This is a genomic window from Actinomadura gamaensis, assembly GCF_042652125.1.
GTDB lineage: Bacteria > Actinomycetota > Actinomycetes > Streptosporangiales > Streptosporangiaceae > Spirillospora > Spirillospora gamaensis.
In genome coordinates, this window is sequence record NZ_JBHSIT010000017.1 from 1 (window position 1) to 17,713 (window position 17,713).

A 17,713-nucleotide genomic window follows, 5' to 3' on the forward strand; every position below is an offset into this window, starting at 1 on the left:
TGGTCGTTCGGTGGTTATGGCGAGGGGGAAACACCCGGTCCCATCCCGAACCCGGTAGTTAAGCCCCTCAGCGCCGATGGTACTGCATGGGAGACTGTGTGGGAGAGTAGGACACCGCCGGACATATTTTGGAAAGGGCCCCGCCACGAAAGTGGCGGGGCCCTTTTTCCATTTGTGGCTCCACTCGGACCTGCGCGTCATGCGCTGCTCTCGAACGAACTCCTGCTGGCAACGGGGCTGAAGGCATACTGTTCTCTCTATGACCGAGGAGAACCTGCCGGAGCGACGACCGGAGCTGAGGGTCTCGCATGAAGACCGGGACCGGGTCGCCGAGCAGTTGAGAGTCGCGGCCGGGGACGGTCGGCTCACGCTGGAAGAGCTGGACGAGCGGCTCGACAAGGCGCTGTCCGCCCGTACGGAGTCCGATCTGGCGATTCTGGTGAACGACCTCCCTGCCGTCGCCGGCGGATCGGTGCAGGTTCCGGCTCCCGAGGTCAAGGATCTCGTCCGGATCGAGGTCGGCAGTAGCAGCGTGTCGCGTGAGGGTGAGTGGGTCGTCCCTCGCGCGATGGACATCTCTGTCCGCAGTGGCAGCGTCAAGCTGGATCTGACCCATGCCGTCATCAGTCACGGTGTCCTCCGGATCGCCGCGGCGGTCAAGAGCGGCAGCCTCACGATCGTCACGCGACCGGGGATCGTCGTGGACCACGACGAGGTTCGCGTGAAGAGTGGATCCGTGAAAGTGCGCGTCCCGGCGGCTGCGAAGGGGACGAATCCGGAGACGTTCCTCCGTGTCGAGATCACGGGATCGGTGGCCAGCGGGAGCATCAAGGCGCGTCCGCCTCGGCGCGGGTTCTTCGGCTGGCTGTTCCGTCGTCCGCCCAGGTACTGATGGAACCCAGGGATCTGTCGGCGCACCCGGACCGGGTGCGCTGGAACGCGAAGTACGAATCCGCCGATGTGCCGCGGTTCGCGCCGCACGCGCTCGCCGAGTGGGCGTTCGCCACGCCGGTGCCCGACGGACCGGTCCTGGATCTCGCGTCCGGTCCCTCGGGCAGTGCGCTGCGCTTCGCGGCAGAAGGACGCGCGGTCACGGCCGTCGACGTCTCCGAGGTGGCGCTGAGGCTTCTGCGCGCCGAGGCACGGCGCCGGGGCCTGGACGACCTGATCACGCTCGTCCAGGCCGACCTGGCGACCTGGCGTCCGGCGCCTGCCGACCAGTACGCCGCCGTCCTCTGTACCGGGTTCTGGGACGAGCGGATCTTCCGTCCGGCTGTCGAGGCCGTTCGCTCCCGCGGCCTCGTCCTGTGGGAGGCGTTCACCGCCGAGGCGCGGCGCCATCGCCCGAGGCTTCCGTCCGAGTGGTGCCTCGGGCAGGACGAGCCAGGATGCCTCCTCCCGGAAAGATTCACGATCATTCTCCAACAGGAGCTGCCTGACCAGGGAAAACGAAGGTTCGCCGCGCGCGCCGCGTGATCGGTGAGAACAAATTCCTGGATCCACCCCAACGTTCCGTGCCCGTCAGCCGTTTTTCAGGGGTGACGACGTTGAGGCGGAGGCTGCATGGCTGGCTGGGCTCAGACCATGGCCGCGCTCGCGGACCGGCGGGGCGCGGCGTTGAAGAGGTACGCGTTCCTGCTGTGCGGTGACGATGCCGAGGCGGACGACCTGGTGCAGGAGGCGCTGGTCAGGGCATTCGCCCGGCCGGGCCACCGGACCGAGGACGAGGCGGAGGGATACGTCCGCCGCATCATGCTCAACCGGTTCCTGGACGCCAAACGGAGCCGGCGGGTCTGGCGCAGGGTGAGTCCTCTGCTGCACCGCAAGGACTACGTACCCGACGCGTCCGGCCAGGTGGTCGTGAACACGGACGTCCGCGCGGCATTGGCGCGGCTCTCACCGAGGCAGCGCGCCTGCGCGGTGCTGCGCTACTACGAGGATCTGACCGTCGCGCAGATCGCAGCCGAACTCGGCTGCCGCGAGGGATCGGTCAAGCGCTACCTGAGCGAGGCGCATCAGCGCCTGGCCGAACTACTGGGCGATGGCGAAACCGCCGACGAGGGACGGACGAAGGCCCCCGCACGCGCTGCGGTCGCGCGGCCTCGTCCGGCGGCGAGGAAGTAGGAGAAGGCAATGGAGTCGAAGGTCGAAGAGATGCTGGCGCGGCGCATCGCCGAGCTGGCGGACGAGGCGCATCCCCTGTCGGTCGGCCCGGACGAGCTGGCCAGGCGGGTCCGGCGCCGCAGGCGCACTCGGAACGCGACCGTCGTCGTGGTGGCGGGGGCAGCAGCCGCCACGGCCGTGGGCATCCCGCAGATCTGGGCGGCGACCCGTCCGAGCGGGCACCCCGGAACGGCGACGGGCTCGGCCTCTCCCGACATCATGATCGCCGCCGCACCGCCACCGGGCGTCGCCGCGCCCCCCAAGTACTGCGGCGCGGCGCGGCGGACCACACCGACCACTCCCGATCCCCGCCAGTCCGCCCCGCCCGACCAGGCCGCGCTGGACCGCGCCGCCCGCACGATCGAGAACGTCGTCGGCGGCGGTAAGGAGATCACCAAGAACGGACGCCGACCCGGCCCGCTCGAACGCTGGTACGCGGGCGTCGCCATCGACAACGCCTGGCGCAAGGTCATCGTCTACCGGCTCCCGAACGACCGCTTCGACACGGCCGTCTGCGGCGCCGTCCACGACGTGACCGTGGAGATCCGGGGCGCCTACCGCAACGAGGCCGACGCGGGCCACATCGTCACGCGAATCATGGCCCAGCCCAAGCAGCCCACCTTCGAGATCTTCGGCGGCGGCCCCCTGCCCGACGGACGCATCGAGGTCTACACCGACCACCCCGCCGAGGCCACCAGGGCTCTGGCCGCCTACGGCCCCGGCATCACCGCCCGCCAGGCCTCCCGCCCCCAACCCCTTCAAGGAAGCGACCCTGGCTCGTCCCCCGACACCCCGAGAACCGGCATAGGCACAGTGACTCCCCAAACGACCCCGAGCTGACGGCCCCACCATGACGCCACCCAGTCACCCCCTACGGCACCCCGTACGCCGCCCGACCTCTTCAGCCAGCCCGACCGCTTCACCTCGCCGACTCCGTCCCTCCACAGCAACTTCCACAGCCGCCTCACTCAACCGCGAGAGCCCCCACAACATCGATCACCCACGCAGCGGCGATCAGCCGGATACCTCAGCTTGCTGGCCTCCCGAAAGGCGCGAAGCCGCTCCAGACGAACATCCCGCCGGGAGCCGACCAGCCACTGCCAGGGCGTCGCCTCCAGCTCGTCCTCGTGACGATGCCGCGTCCATGGCATGGGCATGGGGCCGCTGCACCGAAGCGGGACGGTCCACGCCAGGCGCGGCGCGTCGGGATCAGCGGAGATCAGGGGACGGCTGATCCCGACGTCCCACTCCGGGCCAAGGTGATCTACCCACCGCATGATCGAACGGCCAGGCGCGCAGGCCCTGGGCAGTGCGAGTACGAGGGGACGTGGGCCACGCGAGCGGACCTGGGTGATGCGATGGGATCTGTACGGCGCGGTGGGAGCCGGGCGATGCGAGGGGGAACCGGTGGTGCGGTGGGAGCTGGGCGGCGCGGAAGGGGCGCGGTTCTCTGTCGCCGGGTCTTCGGGGGTGTCGGCGTGGAGGATGCGAATCGCTCGGGATGGATGGGAGAAGCGAGAGGTCAGGAGACGGGAGAGGGGAGTAGCGCGTTCCAGTAGCGCTGGGCTGTCGGAGGGAGGTCGGTCTGGCGACCGCTCTGGAAGATGGTGAGGGTGCCGGTGGGGGACGCGTCGGGGGCCGGCTGCTCGTCGATGCGGCGGAGGGTCTGGCTGGCCAGGGCGTTGGCGGAACTGAAGAGCTGAGGAGGGGAGGGGAACGCGGCGGTGATCTGCGGCGCGATCAGCTCGTAGTGGGTGCAGCCGAGGACCACGTGCTTCGCCTCGTCGGGCGTGGCGCGGACGGCGGTGTCGATGGCGGCGCGCAGGCGGCTCGGGTCACCGGAGTCGACGGCGTCGGCCAGGCCGGGGCAGGCGACGCGATGGACGGGGACGTCCGGGGCGAAGCGGCGGATCAGGTCGGCCTGGTAGGCGCTGTGCGTGGTGGCGACCGTGGCCCAGACCGCGACCGGGACGCCCGCCGCGGCGGCGGGCTTGATCGCCGGGACGGTGCCGATCACCGGGACGGCGGGTTCGAACGCCAGGCGCAGCGTGGGGAGGGCGTGCACGGTGGCGGTGTTGCAGGCGACGATCAGCGCGTCCGGCTCGGTGGAGGCCGCCGCGCCGGCGCAGGCGAGGGCGCGCTCGGTGATCTCCTCCTCCGGGCGCGGTCCCCAGGGCGCGCCGTCCGGGTCCCAGGACAGCACGAGGTCGGCGTCCGGGCGGAGGCGGCGGACGGCGGCAGCGGCGGCGAGCAGGCCGAAGCCCGAGTCGATGAGAGCGATGCGCATGCGGGGCCTCAGGATTCCAGTTCGGCCAGGTAGGCGGCGGCTTCGGGGAGTTCGTCCTCGCTGAACACCCGGATCCCGGCCGAGGACAGCAGCGCGGCCGTGACGCCCTCGCCGGGGACGGAGGTACCGGTGAAGGTGCCGTCGTAGACGCGGTGGCTCCCGCAGGAGGGGCTCGACTCCTTCAAGATCGCGATGCGGGCGTCCGCCCGCCGCGCGGTGTCGAGCGCCACCAGGGCCCCGCGCACGAACTCGTCCGTGACGTCCTCCCCGGACGCGGTCACCACCCGCGCCCGATCACCGGCCCCACGATTCGTCGCCGAAGCGTCCGATGAGGCGGGAAGGACGGTGAGGGGGAGGAGGGTTCGGGTGGGGGCGCCGGTGAGTTCGGCGGGTGGGCGGGGGACGGGGAGGCCGCCGGCGATCTCGGGGCAGACGGCGACCAGGCGGCCCTCGGCCCGCCAACGGTCGAAAAGGGCGTCCGCCACGGGCTTGGCCGCGCCGTCGTAGCGCACGGGTCGGCCGAGCAAACAGGAACTCACCAGTATCCGCTCCACGGACACAGCCTAGGAGGTCGGGGTGAACGGGTGTGTCTTGCGTCTCAGGAGGGAGCGGCGAATAGTTGAGGACACCCCCCGTTCCAAGGGAGACCGGCATGGTCCTACTCGGCCGCCCCCTCCCCGAGGCGCCCTCCCAGCGGCGGCGTACCCGGGGATCGGTCCTGGTGTCCTGGATCACGACCACCGACCACAAGGTGATCGGGCACCTCTATCTCATCACCTCGTTCGTGTTCTTCCTCCTCGCCGGACTGATGGCGATGGTGATCCGGGCGGAGCTGTTCTCGCCCGGGCAGCAGTTCGTCACCAACGAGCAGTACAACCAGCTGTTCACGATGCACGGCACGGTCATGCTCCTGCTGTTCGCGACACCGCTGTTCGTCGGGTTCGCGAACGAGATCATGCCGCTGCAGATCGGCGCGCCGGACGTGGCGTTCCCGCGCATGAACATGCTGAGCTACTGGTTCTTCCTGTTCGGCGGCATCATCGTGATGCTGTCGTTCGTGGCGCCGGGCGGTTCGGCGGCGTTCGGCTGGACGGCGTACTCGCCGCTGACCAGCTCGATCCGGTCGCCGGGCATCGGCGGCGACATGTGGATCATGGGGCTGGCGCTGTCCGGGGTCGGCACGATCCTCGGCGCGGTCAACTTCATCACCACGATCATCGGGATGCGCGCGCCCGGCATGACGATGTTCCGGATGCCGATCTTCAGCTGGAACATCCTGCTCACCAGCCTGCTGGTGCTGCTGGCCTTCCCGGTGCTCGCGGCGGCGCTGCTGGTGCTGGAGGCCGACCGGCGGTTCGGCGCGCACGTGTTCGACCCGGACGTCGGCGGCGCGCTGACCTGGCAGCATCTGTTCTGGTTCTTCGGCCATCCCGAGGTGTACATCATCGCGCTGCCGTTCTTCGGCATCATCACCGAGATCATCCCGGTGTTCAGCCGCAAGCCGCTGTTCGGCTACTTCGGCATGGTCGGCGCGACGATCTGCATCGCGGGGCTGTCGATGGCGGTGTGGGCGCACCACATGTTCACCACCGGCCGGATCCTGCTGCCGTTCTTCTCGTTCATGACGTACCTGATCGCGGTGCCGACGGGGGTGAAGTTCTTCAACTGGGTCGGCACGATGTGGCGGGGCAACCTCAGTTTCGAGACGCCGATGCTGTGGTCGATCGGGTTCCTGGTGACGTTCCTGTTCGGCGGCCTGACCGGGATCATCCTGGCGTCGCCGCCGCTGGACTTCCAGCTCCAGGACTCCTACTTCGTCGTCGCCCACTTCCACTACGTGGTGTTCGGGACGGTCGTGTTCGCGATGTTCGGCGGCTTCTACTTCTGGTGGCCGAAGTTCACCGGGACGATGCTGAACGAGACCCTCGGCAAGATCCACTTCTGGACGCTGTTCGTCGGGTTCCACACCACCTTCCTCCTCCAGCACTGGCTGGGCGCGGAGGGCATGCCCCGCCGGTACGCGGACTACGCGAAGGGGTTCACCGCGCTGAACCGGGTGTCGAGCATCGGCGCGTTCCTGCTCGGCGCGTCCACACTGTTCTTCCTCTACAACGTCTACATCACCTGGAGGCATGGAAAGCGTGTCGAGGCGGACGACCCTTGGGGATATGGCAATTCCCTGGAATGGGCCACGTCCTCACCCCCGCCGCGGCACAACTTCAAGGCGATACCGCGGATCCGCTCGGAGCGGCCCGCCTTCGACCTGCACTATCCCCGGCTGCCGGTGGAGCCGCCGCCCGAGCACGCCGCCGAGCCGGAGGGGTAGCCGAAGTCCGGGAGTGGTCATCAGGCTCCGTTCCGCGCCCGAATGCTCACGCTGCGTCCTACATTGCTGCTCATGGAGCAATGCAACCAGCCGGTACGACGGGATTGGGCCGCCTGGCACGACGCGTACGACGAGCCGGGATCGGCGCTGTCCCGGCGGTTGCGCACCGTCCAGCAGCGCCTCCGTGAGGCCGTGGACGCCGCGCCGCCGGGACGGATCCGGGCGGTCAGCTTATGCGCCGGGCAGGGCCGCGACCTGATCGGGGCCCTGCGCGACCATCCGCGCCGCGACGACCTCGTCGGGCGCCTGGTCGAGCTGGACCCGGTCAACGTGCACCGCGCCGGGGAGGCGGCGCGGGCCGCCGGCCTCAAGCAGGTCTCGGCGGTGGTCGGCGACGCGTCCCGCACCGACGCCTACGCCGGGGCCGTCCCGGCGGACATCGTCATGGCGTGCGGGGTGTTCGGCAACATCGTGGACGGCGACGTCGAGCGGACGATCGGCCTGCTGCCGCAGCTGTGCGCGCCCGGCGCGTTCGTCGTGTGGACGCGCAACCGCCAGCCGCCCGACCTGACGCCGCGGATCCGCGAGTGGTTCGCCGAGCACGACTTCGAGGAACGCTGGATCTCCCCGCCCGAGGAACGCGCCTACGGCGTCGGCGTGCACCGCTTCACCGGAACCCCGCGGCCCCTGGAGCCGGGCGTCCGGATGTTCACGTTCGTCGGGTACGACGTCCTGCGTAACGGTCGTCCGTGGCCGCAGTGATCCGGGTCCGTCCCGAATCGGCCATTGACCCCCTGACGACCTGATCGTCAAGGCCCCGGCGGCCCCGTCCCGCGAGTCTCCGACCTGCGGGGCGGGGCCTTCTCGCCGCAGCGGAAGCGATCTCCCCGGGCAGACGGAGATGTGTGCGTCCGCAAACCGTTCCGGCGAAAGCGATCCGGTTCGTGTCCGTCGGGCTACAATCGGCGACTGACAGCGGTCCGTGAGCGTCTCGTGGCTCGCGGGCGAAGTCCACGACGAACGGCACCCCCTCCCCATGGCCTGGATTCGTCACTCCCACCGCGTCGACCCCGCGGCGTGCGTCCCCCTCGCCGCCCTGCTGGTCGTCGCGATGGCCGACGTGTGCCTGCCGGACGGCGGTTCCCTGCTCGACCTGCTCATCGCCGTGCCGGTGCTGGCGGGGCTGCGGCCGTCCTCGGCGCGGTTCGTGACCGCGACGGGCGCGGCCACGCTCGCGACCGTCGGGGTGATCGGGGCGCCGATGGCCGGCGACGACGCGGTGAGCTTCACCGCCGTGATCGGCGGCGTCCTCGGGACGACGGCGATGATGGCGGTCGCGACGCGCCGCCGCGAGCGCAGCGACCACGCGCAGGCCGACCTGCGCGAGATCGCCGACGCGATGCGCCGGGCCGTGCTGCGTCCCGCGCCGAACCGCACCGGCGGCGTCCGCACGCGCGTCCGCTACCTGGCGGACGCGGCGGAGGCGGGGCTCGGCGGCGACCTGTATGCGGTGATGGAGACCACCTACGGCGTCCGCGTCATCGTCGGCGACGTGCGCGGCAAGGGCCTGGGCGTGGTGGAGCAGTCCGCCGACGTGCTCGGCGCGTTCCGCGAGCTCGCGCACAACGAGCCGACGCTCACCGGCATGGCGCTGCGGCTCGACGGCTTCCTCGCCCGCCGCGACGGCGCCGAGGACTTCGTCACCGCGCTCCTCATCCAGATCCCGCCGGGCGGCGGGGCCGCCGAGCTGGTCAACTGCGGGCATCCGCCGCCGCTGCTGCTGTCGCTCGACGGCTGCTCGACGTTCGTGGACGCGCTGCCGCCCGCGCCGCCGCTCGGCCTGCTCGCGCTGGCGGGCGAACCCTGCCCGTCCGGCCCGCTGCCGCTCCCGTCCGGCGGCGGCCACCTGCTCCTCTACACCGACGGTGTGACCGAATCCCGCGACGCCGCGGGCCGTTTCTACCCGCTCGCCGAGCGCGCCGCCGCCCTCGTCCGCCCGGACCCGGACGACCTGCTGGACGCCCTGCAAACGGATCTCCAGGCCCACGCGGGCGGCCACCTCCAGGACGACGCGGTCCTGCTCGTCCTCGCCCTGGACCCCGTCCCGCCCCCGCGCCCGAGCGGCGACCCGCCCCGGCCGCGTTCCGCCCACCGCCGGACCGGCGACTGGACCCATGAGCCCGCGGACGGCCGCTGACCACGCCCCGGCTCTCCGCTCCGCCCGCCCAGCGCCCCCGCCGAACGCGCCCCGCAGGCCCAGCTCACCGCGCGTCCGGAGAAGCGCAGAATCGTGTGTCAACACGGCATTTCTTCACCCTCGAACTCACCACACGTTCCCCCTCCCGCGCGTCCGTGCCTGCCGGCGGGCTTTTCGCGTTCGCGAATGCAGGGTGCTCGGGTGGGTGCGTTGCGGTCGGACGCGTTGCGTTGGGCAATGTTCGTCGCGGTTCACAGGGCCTGGGTTGGAGGCGTGCGGTGACGGGCCGTGGAGCGTATGTGGACCGATCCAAGAACGGGGTTGACGTGGCTTTCGTCGGATTCGGATTGTGGGAGGTGACGGGTGTTCCGGGACGATCGGTCGTTGCTGGCACGGGTCGGGTTGGTGGATCGGGACCGGGAGCTCGCGACGGTGCGCGAGCAGGTCGGGCGGGGACGGCCGGTGACGCTCACCGGTGTCGGCGGCGTCGGGAAGACGCGGCTGGCACTGCGGGCCGCGCAGGAGTTGCGGACGCTGTTCCGCGACGGCGCCTGGTTCGTCCGGATCGACGAGATCCGGCAACCGGGGCTGCTCGCGCACGGCGTGGCTGCGGCGATGGGCGTGGCGGACCAGCCGCGGCGGCCCCAGGCGGACGTCCTGCTGGAATACCTCGCGGACCGGGAGGCCCTGCTCGTCCTCGATGGCTGCGAGCACCTACGCGAGGCGGTCGGCGAGCTGGCCGGCAGGGTGCGCGAGGACGCGCCGGGCGTGCGGATCCTGGCCACCGCGCGGCAGGGCATCGCGATGCCGGACGAGTACCGGCTGGTCGTCCGGCCGCTGCCGGTGCCGGCCGACGCGGACTGCGAGCGCCGCGACTTCCACCCCGCCGACCTGCGCAGGCTCGCCCGGGTGGAGGCGGTGCGGCTGTTCACGCTGCGCGCCGCCGAGGCCGCTCCGGGCTTCGCCCTGACGGCGGCGAACGCGCGGCAGATCGCGCTGCTGTGCAGGCGGCTGGACGGGGTGCCGTTCGCGATCGAGCTCGCCGCCGTCCGGCTGCGGGAGATGTCTCTGGACGAGGTGCTCCGACGGATCGGCGACCGGTTCGCGGTGCTGGGCGCGGCGCGTCCGGGCCTGCCGAGGCACCAGACGCTGCGCACGGCGATCGGCTGGAGCCATGAGCTGTGCACGCCGGCCGAGCGGCTGCTGTGGGCGCGCCTGTCGGTCTTCGAGGACGGCTTCGACGCCGACGCCGTGCGCGCGGTGTGCGCGGACGACCGGCTGCCCGCCCGCGACGTCCCGATGCTGCTGGCGGGGCTGGTGGACAAGTCCATCCTGTACCTCGGCGATGACGACGACGGGACGCGCTACCGGCTGCTGGACACGATCCGCGAGTACGGCCTCGGCTGGTTGCGGCTGCTCGGCGAGGAGCAGCGGATGCGCCGCCGCCACCGCGACCACTATCTGGAGGTCGCGCGCCGCGTCGACCGCGAGTGGTTCGGTGCGAACCAGTTCGTCCTGTATCGGGGACTGCTGGCGAACCTCGGCAACTTCCGGACGGCGCTCGGTTACGAAAGTGTGGCGGACGCGGACCGGCGGGCCTCGATGGAGCTGGCCGCCGCGCTGTGGCCGCTCTGGATCGTCCGGGGGCTGACCCGCGAGGGCCGCTACCACCTGGAACGGCTCCTCGACGACGAGCCGCCGCCCGGCCTCGAACGCGCCCGGGCCCGCTGCCATCTGGCGTGGGTCGCGTTCGCCCGCGCCGACGTCGAGTCCGCCTGCGAGTCCGCCGAGACCGCCCGCTCCGAGGCCCTCGATCTCGGCGACCACCTCCTCGCGCTGCGCGCCCGGATGATCGCCTGCGTGTCGGTCGGGACGAGCGGGCACCTGCCGAGCCCGCTCGCCGCGCCGAGCCCCGCCGTCCGGGAGTCGCGCGGCGGCGCCGAGGCCGGGAGCGGCCCGCACGGCCTGGCGCGCGAGGCCGCGCTCGTCCTCAGCGACACGCTGGACGACGTCCTCGCCGGTGACGCCGGACGCCCCGACGACCTGGACCCGCTGCTCGCGCTCGGCGTGATCGGCCTGCTCCTGGACCGCTGCGGCGAGCTCGACCGGGCCGCCGACCTGCTCGTCCGCGCGGTGGAACTCTGCGCGGGGAACGGCGACCTGTGGTGGTGGTCGCACCTCGACTGGATCCTCGCGTGCGTCGAGCTGCGCCGGGGCCGTCCGGTGGAGGCGTCCGGACGGGCGCGGGCCGCGCTCGCCGTGAAGCTGGAGTTCCAGGACGCGATCGGCGCGGCGATGCAACTGGAGGTGCTGGCGGCGGCGGCCGTGGCGCTCGGCGGTCCGGTCCGCGCCGCGCGCCTGCACGGGATCGCCTCGGCCGTCCTGCGCACCGCGACCACGCCCGGCTTGTCAGTTCTGGCGCTGGGTGACGTCCACGCCGAAGCGGAACGCGCCGCTCGCGAGCGGCTAGGGGACATGGCCTACGAGCGGGAACGCGATTTCGGAGCCGCTCTGGACCAGGAGGCCGCGGTCGCCTACGCCCTGGCTCCGGACACCGCCGAAACCTGAGTGACGTGCGAGGGCCCGTCCGCCGGCGGCGGACGGGCCCTCGCACGTACCGAGGATCAGTGCTTCTGGTCGGCGCGGACGCGGTTGACGGCGATCTGGGCGACGCGGACGGCGGCGCCCGGGTTGAGGCGGACGCCCCGCCAGGCGGCGCGGCCGTGGGCCGGGGCGACGATGAGCGCCTGGTTCTTCCGGACGCCGCGCATGATGTCGCGGGCCAGCTTCTCGGCGGTGTAGAGGCGCGGGGACGCCTTCTTGATGTCCTCCTTGGCGTCGCCCGACATCGGCGTCGCGGGGAGGTCGGGGTTGACGTTGGTGAGCAGCGGCGTGTCCACGAAGGACGGGCAGACGACGCTGACCTTGACGCCGCGTCCGGCGGCCTCGGCGCGCAGGCCGAGGGAGAGGCCGACGACGGCGTGCTTGGTCGCGGTGTAGGGGATGCCGATCGGCATCGGGACGAGCCCGGCGAGCGAGGCGGTGTTCACGATGTGCCCGGAGCCCTGCTCCAGCATGATCGGGTAGGCCGCGTGGACGCCGTGCACGACCCCCTTGAGGTTGATGTCGATCGCCCGGTTCCAGTGGTCGAGCGTGAGCTCCTCGGCGAGGCCGCCGATGGCGATGCCCGCGTTGTTGAACACCAGGTCGAGGCTGCCGTGCTCGGCCTTGACGCCCTGGTAGAGCTCGGCGACGGCGGCGGCGTCGGTGACGTCGAGGCGCTCGGCGGTGGCCTTGCCCCGGCCGAGGGTGTTCAGCCGCTCGGCGACCTTGGCCGCGCCGTCGGCGTTGATGTCGGTGACCACGACGGTGTTCCCGCGGGACACCAGGGCCGTGGCGATCGCCCGGCCGATGCCGGACGCTCCACCGGTCACGATCGCAATGCTCATCGTCGCTGCTCCGCTCGCTGTTCAGTGGGCACGGGGATGGGGGAGGGACACCGGGCCGCGGGGCCGGCCTGGAGGGGGAGTGCGGCCGGCCCCGCGGTGGCTAATTGGATGGTTGGTTCAATACGGCCGTGCGGGGCAGTCTAGCCAGCCGCCGCCGGCGCCTGCGCGCGACCCCCGGAACCGGCCCCGCCGGACCCGCCACCAGGTCCGTCACCAGGCCCTTGGCCGCGACCGTCCTGACCGGCGGGGCCGGTCAGGACGAAGGACGCCGGGTCGAGGCGGCGCGTGCGCAGCCAGTAGCTCGCCGTGGACGCCGGCCACGCGGCCCGGTTCACGCCCTCGCGGTCGAGGTACCAGGACGTGCAGCCGCCCGCGACCCACACCGCGCCCTCGGACTTGCGCTGCACCCACTCGTTGAAGCGGTCCTGCGCGCCGCGCCGGACGGCGATCGCCCGCGAGCCCGTCGCGTCCATCAGCCGCAGGCACTGGAGCGCGTGCCGGACCTGCGCCTCGATGATGAAGATCATCGAGTTGTGGCCGAGCCCGGAGTTCGGGCCGAGCAGCAGGAACAGGTTCGGGAAGCCGGCCACCGTGACGCCGAGATGCGCCTCGATGCCGTCCTGCCAGGCGTCCTGGATCTTCAGCCCGTTCCGGCCGACGATGTGCGCGTGCTCGAACGCGTCGGTGACGTGGAAGCCGGTGCCGAGGATGATCGCGTCCACCTCGTACTCGCGGCCGTCCTTCGCGACCACCGAGTGCGGCCGGACGGCCTCGATCCCCGCGGTCGTCAGCTCCACGTTCGGCCTGGTCAACGCCGGATAGTAGTCGCTGGACACCAGCGTCCGCTTGCAGCCCATCGTGTAGTCGGGGGTGAGCTTGCGGCGCAGCTCCGGGTCGGCGACCTGCCGGTTCAGGTGCGCCTTGGCGAGCGTCGAGGCGACCTTCAGCAGCCGCGGGTTCTTGAACCCGAGGACGAAGCTCTCCTGCAGCAGGTAGATCCCGTTCCGGTAGGCCCGCTGGACGCCCGGGACGCGGCGGAACAGCGCCCGCTCGACCCCGGTGATCGCCCGGTCCGGCTTGGGGATGATCCACGGCGGCGTCCGCTGGAACACCGTCAGGCGCGCGACCCGCCTGGCGATCTGCGGCACGAACTGGATCGCGGACGCGCCCGTCCCGATCACCGCGACGCGCTTGCCGGTCAGGTCGTAGTCGTGGTCCCACTCCGCCGAGTGGAAGACCTTCCCCTCGAAGGACGCGAGGCCGGGCAGATCCGGGATGTTCGGCTGGTGGAGCGGTCCCATCGCGGACACGAGCGCCCGCCCGCGGACGACCTCCTCACCGTCGCCCACCAGGACGCGCCAGGTGTCGGTGTCGTCCTCGTACTCCGCGCCGACGACCTCGGTGCCGAACCGGATGTGCTGGCGCAGGTCGTACTTCTCGACGATGTCCTTGATGTACTCGAGCAGCTCGCGCTGCTTCGGGAACATCCGCGACCAGTCGGCCTTCGGCTCGAAGGAGTAGGAGTACAGCAGCGACATGATGTCGCAGGCGCAGCCCGGATAGGTGTTCTCCCGCCAGGTGCCGCCGACCTCGTCCGCCTTCTCCAGGATGACGAAGTCGTGCACGCCCGCCTTCTTCAGGCCGATCGCCATGCACAGGCCGGAGAAGCCCGTCCCGATGATGACGACCTTGTAGGGGCCGCCGGGGCCCGCCGCCGGAGTGACCGTGCGATGCGCGACCACCGGAATTCCGGACGCGTCGTCGCGGCCGGCCCCGCTCACGCCGTCGCGGCCGGCGCCGCTGTGGTCGTGGTCCGGGACGCTCGCGTCGTCATGGTCCGCCACGCTCAGGCCGCCTTCGCGGCGCGGCCGGACGGCTTCTCCTCGGGCAGCGGACGGCGCTCGCCCGGCTCGTCCCAGATCCCGAACGCCTTCCAGATCCGCTTGTTCACCGGGGTGATCACGCCCAGCTCGGCCATCAGGTCACGGATCTTGCCGACCGAGTTGGCGATCTCCGCCTGCGCGACCGGGTTCCTGTACGCCTCCCGGACGACGTCCTTCGGGATGTTGAAGTGCCGCACCATCGGGCCGGGCGGGGACAGCATGATCCGCGCCATCACGCCGAGCACGATCGGCGTCGCGACTCCGAGGGCGCGCCGGCGCGGCTTCGGCATCGCCGGGACCCGGTGCTTGAGGTAGTGCCGGGCGAACGAGATGTGCCGGGCCTCCTCGGCGATGTGGATCTTCATGATGGTCTCTTCGAGCGGGTGCTTGATGTGCCCGCCCTTGAGCGACTTGCGCTGCACGTAGTCGATCGGGTCCTCGCCGCCGAGCACGAAGACGAAGAACATCTCGGTGCTGATCAGCGGGATCCACGGCGCGAGCTGCGCGACCAGGGTGAGCGCCTTCGGCATGCCCTTGATCGGCATCTTCGTCCGGTTCACGAACTCCTGGAACATCATCCCGTGGTGACATTCCTCGGTCGTCTCGTGGTAGACGTACCGGAATTCCGGACGGCCGTTCGGCAGCCAGTAGGCGAAGTTCAGCAGGCCGCGCTTCAGCAGGTTCTCGAACTGGAGGCCGATCTTCATCGCGGTCGCGACCCGCCACAGCCCGATCTGCGCCTGGATCTCCGGCGGCTGCGACCGGTACCACTCCGTCCGGCCGAGCCGGTCGAACGGCGGCAGCACCCAGCGCGGGTCGTTCCGGTCGACCTGGAACTCCGGGTCGTCCCAGGGGATGTCCGCGTACGCCTCCCAGTGCTTCTCCACCGACGCCTTGTTCAGGCGGTCGATGACGCCCAGGTAGGACTTGCGGTCCTTGACCTGCTCGCGGACTTCCTCGGCGAGTTCGGTGGGGGCCTTGGTCATGGCTGTGCTCCCTCGGGGGTCGGGGGTACGGCGGTTCCCGAGTCGGTGTGGGCGGGCGGGCCGTCCGCGGTGTCCGGACGGTCCGGGGAGGACGCGGTGTCGGCGTCCGCTGTGGCTCCGGTCGAGGCGCCGGCGGTTTCGGGCGTGCTGCCGGCGGGTTCGGTCGAGGTGCCGGCGGTTTCGGAGGCGGCGCCGGCGCTCGCGGGGGAGGCCGCGCCGGGATCCGGGATGATCAGGCGGGCGACGCTCTTGACCTGGTCGAGGACCGCCTTCTGGTGGCCCGCGGCGTCGTCGTCCAGCGCGTGCTGGACCGACAGCCCGACGAACATCGCGAACACGCCGCGCAGCATCGTCGGGACGTGGTCGTCTGGGAGGTGCGTCGCCGGGAAGAGCCGCTCGAACGTCTCCAGGATGACCTCCAGGATGCGTTCGTTCAGGTCGCGGCAGAGCGGCCGCAGCTCGTCGTCGGTGCGCGCGGCGACCGCGAGCTCCAGCAGCGCCTTGGCCGGACGGCCCCGGAAGACCTCCCAGAGCAGGTCGAGCGCGCCCTCCACGTTGCGCCGCTCCGGCGGCAGGACGGCGAACGCCGTCTCGTAGGCGAGCCGCTGCCGCTCCAGCAGGTGCTCCAGCGAGGCCGCCACCAGGACCATCTTGGTCGGGTAGTGGTGCTGCTGCGCGCCCCGCGACACGCCCGCGCGGCGCGCGACCTCGGTGGTGGACGTCCCGGACCAGCCGAGATCGACCAGGCACTCCATGGTCGCGTCGAGCAGGCGCGCCTGGGTCCGGGAACGCCGCTCCTCCTGGGTGCGGCGGCCGGATGACCTGCGGCGCGCATGACGTCGGCGAGTGCTTACTGACACATCTCCGACGGTACGGACACACTTACAAGCAAGCAAGCCTGCTTGTATGTTGCCCGCATCACAATTGGACTGCATGTCCAATCAGAGGAATCGGTGCGCCCGACCGCGCGAACTGCGGTGCCCCCGTGTTCGCCTGTCGCGCGGCGGTGCCTGTCGCGCGGTGGTGCCCGCGCGGCGGGTGTCACATGCTGGCGATGAGCTCGTCGACGCGTTCGTCCACCGAGCGGAACGGGTCCTTGCACAGCACCGTGCGCTGCGCCTGGTCGTTCAGCTTGAGGTGCACCCAGTCGACGGTGAAGTCGCGCCGCTTCTCCTGTGCCCTGCGGATGAACTCGCCGCGCAGCCGCGCCCGCGTCGTCTGCGGCGGCACCGACTTGGCCTCGAAGATGTCCAGGTCCCGCGACACCCGCTCCACCGAGCCGCGCTTCTCCAGCAGGTAGTACAGGCCGCGACCGCGGTGGACGTCGTGGTAGGCCAGATCGAGCTGCGCGACCCGCGGCGAACTCAGCGGCAGGTCGTACTTGCGCCGGTACCGCTCGATCAACTGGTACTTGGTCACCCAGTCGATCTCCCGCGAGACCAGGTCCAGGTCGCCCGTCTCGACCGCCCGCAGCGTCCGCTCCCAGAGGTCCAGCACCCGGGCCGTCACCGCGTCGCCGCCGTGCCGGTCCACGAAGTCCTTCGCCTTGCCGAAGTACTCCCTCTGGATCTCCAGCGGGCTCACCTCGCGGCCGTTCGCCAGCCGCACCTTGCGCCGTCCGGTCATGTCGTGGCTGACCTCGCGGATCGCCCGGATCGGGTTCTCCAATGTCAGGTCGCGCAGCACCACGCCCGCCTCGATCATCCGCAGCACCAGGTCGGTCGCGCCGACCTTGAGCATCATCGTGGTCTCGCTCATGTTGGAGTCGCCCACGATCACGTGCAGCCGCCGGAACCGCTCGGCGTCGCCGTGCGGCTCGTCCCGGGTGTTGATGATCGGACGGGAGCGGGTCGTCGCCGAGGACACGCCCTCCCAGATGTGCTCGGCCCGCTGCGACACGCAGTACACCGCGCCGCGCGGCGTCTGGAGCACCTTGCCCGCGCCGCAGATGAGCTGCCGCGTCACCAGGTACGGGATCAGCGCGTCGGCGAGGCGGCCGAACTCGCCCTGGCGTCCGACGCAGTAGTTCTCGTGGCAGCCGTAGGAGTTGCCGGCCGAGTCGGTGTTGTTCTTGAACAGGTAGACGTCGCCGGCGATGCCCTCCTCGTGGAGCCGGCTCTCGGCCTCCTCGCGCAGGCCCTCCAGGATGCGTTCGCCCGCCTTGTCATGGGTCACCAGGTCGATGACGCTGTCGCACTCGGGCGTGGAGTACTCGGGATGGCTGCCGACATCCAGGTACAGCCGGGCGCCGTTGGGGAGGAAGACATTGCTGCTGCGGCCCCACGAGACCACCCCGCGGAACAGGTAGCGGGCCACCTCGTCCGGTGACAGCCGCCGCTGGCCGCGGAAGGTGCAGGTGACGCCGTACTCGTTCTCAAGCCCGAAGATGCGCCTGTCCACACCTGGAGCGTAAGCGTCCGGA

15 protein-coding genes and 1 rRNA gene are annotated in these 17,713 nt (G+C 71.2%); 9 read left to right on the top strand and 7 right to left on the bottom strand.

The features are described 5' to 3' along the window. Positions 1 to 6: 6 nt before the first annotated feature. The 5 genes from rrf (at position 7) to ACFPCY_RS39245 (ending at position 3,003) form a co-directional block, all read left to right on the top strand. A 5S ribosomal RNA gene (gene rrf / locus ACFPCY_RS39225) occupies positions 7 to 123 on the top strand. A gap of 136 nt (positions 124 to 259) precedes the next feature. Next, on the top strand, positions 260 to 892 hold the full coding sequence (locus ACFPCY_RS39230) for a DUF1707 SHOCT-like domain-containing protein (RefSeq protein ID WP_378264263.1): 633 nt from the start codon (positions 260 to 262) through the stop codon (positions 890 to 892). After that, positions 892 to 1,476, top strand: a complete 585-nt coding sequence (locus tag ACFPCY_RS39235) for a methyltransferase domain-containing protein (protein ID WP_378264265.1) — start codon at positions 892 to 894, stop codon at positions 1,474 to 1,476. Before ACFPCY_RS39230 ends, ACFPCY_RS39235 begins: the two co-directional genes overlap by 1 nt. An 87-nt stretch (positions 1,477 to 1,563) precedes the next feature. Next, positions 1,564 to 2,124, top strand: a complete 561-nt coding sequence (locus tag ACFPCY_RS39240; RefSeq protein WP_378264267.1) for an RNA polymerase sigma factor — start codon at positions 1,564 to 1,566, stop codon at positions 2,122 to 2,124. A 9-nt stretch (positions 2,125 to 2,133) separates the two neighbouring features. Continuing rightward, positions 2,134 to 3,003, top strand: coding sequence for a hypothetical protein (locus tag ACFPCY_RS39245; RefSeq protein WP_378264269.1), 870 nt, complete (start codon positions 2,134 to 2,136; stop codon positions 3,001 to 3,003). Positions 3,004 to 3,685: 682 nt separating this feature from the next. Here the strand turns inward: ACFPCY_RS39245 and ACFPCY_RS39250 are convergent. Both ACFPCY_RS39250 and ACFPCY_RS39255 read right to left on the bottom strand, forming a co-directional pair. Continuing rightward, positions 3,686 to 4,450 (bottom strand): glutamate racemase, encoded by a 765-nt coding sequence (locus ACFPCY_RS39250; RefSeq protein ID WP_378264271.1) that lies wholly within the window; start codon positions 4,448 to 4,450, stop codon positions 3,686 to 3,688. A gap of 8 nt (positions 4,451 to 4,458) precedes the next feature. Continuing rightward, entirely contained in the window at positions 4,459 to 5,004 is a 546-nt protein-coding gene (locus ACFPCY_RS39255) for a 2-thiouracil desulfurase family protein (protein ID WP_378264273.1), read from the bottom strand. Between the two features lie 98 nt (positions 5,005 to 5,102). On the opposite strand from ACFPCY_RS39255, the gene ctaD reads away from it, so the two are divergent. The 4 genes from ctaD (at position 5,103) to ACFPCY_RS39275 (ending at position 11,541) form a co-directional block, all read left to right on the top strand. Further along, the gene (gene ctaD / locus ACFPCY_RS39260) at positions 5,103 to 6,776 is read left to right on the top strand and encodes an aa3-type cytochrome oxidase subunit I (RefSeq protein WP_378264275.1); all 1,674 of its coding nucleotides are present in this window, start codon (positions 5,103 to 5,105) and stop codon (positions 6,774 to 6,776) included. A 72-nt stretch (positions 6,777 to 6,848) separates the two neighbouring features. Further along, positions 6,849 to 7,538, top strand: coding sequence for a class I SAM-dependent methyltransferase family protein (locus ACFPCY_RS39265; RefSeq protein ID WP_378264277.1), 690 nt, complete (start codon positions 6,849 to 6,851; stop codon positions 7,536 to 7,538). A gap of 274 nt (positions 7,539 to 7,812) precedes the next feature. After that, entirely contained in the window at positions 7,813 to 8,973 is a 1,161-nt protein-coding gene (locus ACFPCY_RS39270; RefSeq protein WP_378264279.1) for a PP2C family protein-serine/threonine phosphatase, read from the top strand. Between the two features lie 384 nt (positions 8,974 to 9,357). Further along, positions 9,358 to 11,541 (top strand): ATP-binding protein, encoded by a 2,184-nt coding sequence (locus tag ACFPCY_RS39275; protein WP_378264281.1) that lies wholly within the window; start codon positions 9,358 to 9,360, stop codon positions 11,539 to 11,541. A gap of 56 nt (positions 11,542 to 11,597) precedes the next feature. On the opposite strand, the gene ACFPCY_RS39280 is transcribed toward ACFPCY_RS39275, so the two are convergent. The 5 genes from ACFPCY_RS39280 to pafA form a co-directional block, all read right to left on the bottom strand. Then, a complete protein-coding gene (locus ACFPCY_RS39280) occupies positions 11,598 to 12,422 on the bottom strand; it encodes an SDR family NAD(P)-dependent oxidoreductase (RefSeq protein WP_378264283.1) in 825 nt (274 codons plus the stop codon). A gap of 140 nt (positions 12,423 to 12,562) precedes the next feature. After that, on the bottom strand, positions 12,563 to 14,164 hold the full coding sequence (locus ACFPCY_RS39285) for a flavin-containing monooxygenase (protein WP_378264517.1): 1,602 nt from the start codon (positions 14,162 to 14,164) through the stop codon (positions 12,563 to 12,565). A gap of 104 nt (positions 14,165 to 14,268) precedes the next feature. Then, positions 14,269 to 15,291, bottom strand: coding sequence for an AurF N-oxygenase family protein (locus ACFPCY_RS39290; protein ID WP_378264285.1), 1,023 nt, complete (start codon positions 15,289 to 15,291; stop codon positions 14,269 to 14,271). Then, positions 15,288 to 16,151: a TetR/AcrR family transcriptional regulator gene (locus tag ACFPCY_RS39295; protein WP_378264287.1), complete on the bottom strand. Its 864-nt coding sequence runs from the start codon at positions 16,149 to 16,151 to the stop codon at positions 15,288 to 15,290. The genes ACFPCY_RS39290 and ACFPCY_RS39295 overlap by 4 nt, the downstream gene beginning before the upstream one ends. 181 nt (positions 16,152 to 16,332) lie before the next feature. Then, entirely contained in the window at positions 16,333 to 17,691 is a 1,359-nt protein-coding gene (gene pafA / locus ACFPCY_RS39300) for a Pup--protein ligase (protein WP_378264289.1), read from the bottom strand. Between the last annotated feature and the right edge of the window lie 22 nt (positions 17,692 to 17,713).

Coding starts and splice junctions, on each gene's coding strand:
- ACFPCY_RS39290 (WP_378264285.1), bottom strand. CDS start 15,291: ATGACCAAGGCCCCCACCGAACTCGCCGAGGAAGTCCGCGAGCAGGTC.
- ACFPCY_RS39265 (WP_378264277.1), top strand. CDS start 6,849: ATGGAGCAATGCAACCAGCCGGTACGACGGGATTGGGCCGCCTGGCAC.
- ACFPCY_RS39280 (WP_378264283.1), bottom strand. CDS start 12,422: ATGAGCATTGCGATCGTGACCGGTGGAGCGTCCGGCATCGGCCGGGCG.
- ACFPCY_RS39230 (WP_378264263.1), top strand. CDS start 260: ATGACCGAGGAGAACCTGCCGGAGCGACGACCGGAGCTGAGGGTCTCG.
- ACFPCY_RS39235 (WP_378264265.1), top strand. CDS start 892: ATGGAACCCAGGGATCTGTCGGCGCACCCGGACCGGGTGCGCTGGAAC.
- ACFPCY_RS39240 (WP_378264267.1), top strand. CDS start 1,564: ATGGCTGGCTGGGCTCAGACCATGGCCGCGCTCGCGGACCGGCGGGGC.
- ctaD (WP_378264275.1), top strand. CDS start 5,103: ATGGTCCTACTCGGCCGCCCCCTCCCCGAGGCGCCCTCCCAGCGGCGG.
- ACFPCY_RS39245 (WP_378264269.1), top strand. CDS start 2,134: ATGGAGTCGAAGGTCGAAGAGATGCTGGCGCGGCGCATCGCCGAGCTG.
- ACFPCY_RS39270 (WP_378264279.1), top strand. CDS start 7,813: ATGGCCTGGATTCGTCACTCCCACCGCGTCGACCCCGCGGCGTGCGTC.
- ACFPCY_RS39250 (WP_378264271.1), bottom strand. CDS start 4,450: ATGCGCATCGCTCTCATCGACTCGGGCTTCGGCCTGCTCGCCGCCGCT.